Source organism: Rheinheimera soli (genome assembly GCF_021290985.1).
GTDB lineage: Bacteria > Pseudomonadota > Gammaproteobacteria > Enterobacterales > Alteromonadaceae > Pararheinheimera > Pararheinheimera soli.
In genome coordinates, this window is record NZ_JAJOYU010000081.1 from 1 (window position 1) to 1,563 (window position 1,563).

General features: G+C 48.7%; 1 protein-coding gene. It reads right to left on the reverse strand.

The window, feature by feature from the left end; genetic code table 11:
• Positions 1–303: 303 nt before the first annotated feature.
• Complete coding sequence (locus LSG37_RS21070) at positions 304–1,458, reverse strand: IS110 family RNA-guided transposase (RefSeq protein ID WP_233081971.1); 1,155 nt, start codon at positions 1,456–1,458, stop codon at positions 304–306.
• Positions 1,459–1,563 lie beyond the last annotated feature (105 nt).

Genomic DNA, 1,563 nt, shown 5'->3' on the forward strand with positions numbered 1-1,563 from the left:
GGCGTTGGTATGACTCCCCACGTCAAGCAGGTTGAGTAAATTCCTGCTCAATTAAGAGCCCTTGTTTTGCTGTTAAAGCGAGTTAATGCATCAGATGAAGCAGGTAATGTTCGTCGGTTGTCATGCTGGTATACGTGGATTATCAGCTTGCGCTAACAGAGCCTACCTTACTTATTCCGCCGTGGCACCTGTCTTCAGTCTAGGTTCGAGGTTCAGCAACTGTAAGGCTGCTGCCATCCTAACGCCGTCGGTGGTTGTGCCACACCCGATGCTTGATCCAATGCATTAACTCTAACCTGTCGCTCATGCGGGCACCCTGGATAACCGTTTGGTTGGGTTCACTGGTGTCAGCACGACTTCCCGGGAGATAGCCCATATATAGGCAATCATCTCTCTGGCAATGGCGGTCACCACAAGGTTGTAGTGTTTACCGCGCTTTATTAACCGCTGATACCGACGACAGAGGCGAAGCTGGGCTTGCCAGGCGATATCAGTGATTTCTTTAGGAAGGCTTTCTTGTCGTTTTTGCAACTCAGTGGAGATATTGGCCGCATAACGATAGGTGTGTGCGCCTTCAACCAACAGCCTCCTGGCTCTGGTATTCCCTGTTCTGGTAATGCTGCCTTGCCTGCGCTTGCTGCCACTCGTATGCTCTGATGGCACTAAGCCCAGATACGCCATAAGCTTTCTGGGGTGGTCGAAACGGGCTAAATCGCCAAGCTCTGCAATCACGCCAACAGCGACCAGCAGCCGGACTCCTCGCATGGCCTGTATAGCTTTAACAACAGGGTAGTAGCGCCAATTTTTGACGTGATAACTGAGTTCATTATCCAGCCGCTCTAAACGGCGAATACGCTCACTAATAGTCTGTATAGCTTCCTGCAAAACAATTTGTTGTGCGGGATGCGGCAAGATGAGTTCAGTCAGCCAGCGCAGGTGTTTGGCCGACCAATTGTCTTGCACGTCACAGCGAATGTTATTGCGCAGCAACATGGCTTTGAGCTGATATTTAGCGTCTTTTAAGTCTTTCATGGAGATTTCGCGGGCACGGGATAAATCTCGCACCGCCTCATCTTCTGGTTCTGGTACATAAATAGGGTCAATATCACCAGAACGTAGCAGAACCGCGAGTTTAAGAGCATCACGTTTATCGGTTTTAATTCGTTCACCGGCTTTTTTAGGGATTAAAGATGGTGCCACGACATAGCAGCAATGACCAAGACTTGTGAGATAGCGATAAATCCAGTAACCACAAGGGCCAGCCTCATACACAAAGTGCAATGTAGACCCAGGATGTTTGGATTCGAACTGGCGAACCAGTTTTTGCAACGCTGGTTTAGTGCCGCTAATACGTCCAAGACTGACAGGTTTGGAATCGCGGCTATCTTCGATATAAGCCACTTCAAAGAATTCTTTATGAGTGTCTAAACCAATGAAAGTGATGCTATTGTTATCCATGCTGACCTCCAGTAATGTATCGTAAACAAATACAGTATGGCTCTGGCTGCAAAGCTAACCCACGTCCTCGGAGGTCAGCACCTTGTGGGGAGTCATTATGTCTAC

Excerpts from the sequence above, each read along its gene's own strand:
- LSG37_RS21070 (WP_233081971.1), bottom strand. The coding sequence starts at position 1,458 with ATGGATAACAATAGCATCACTTTCATTGGTTTAGACACTCATAAAGAA.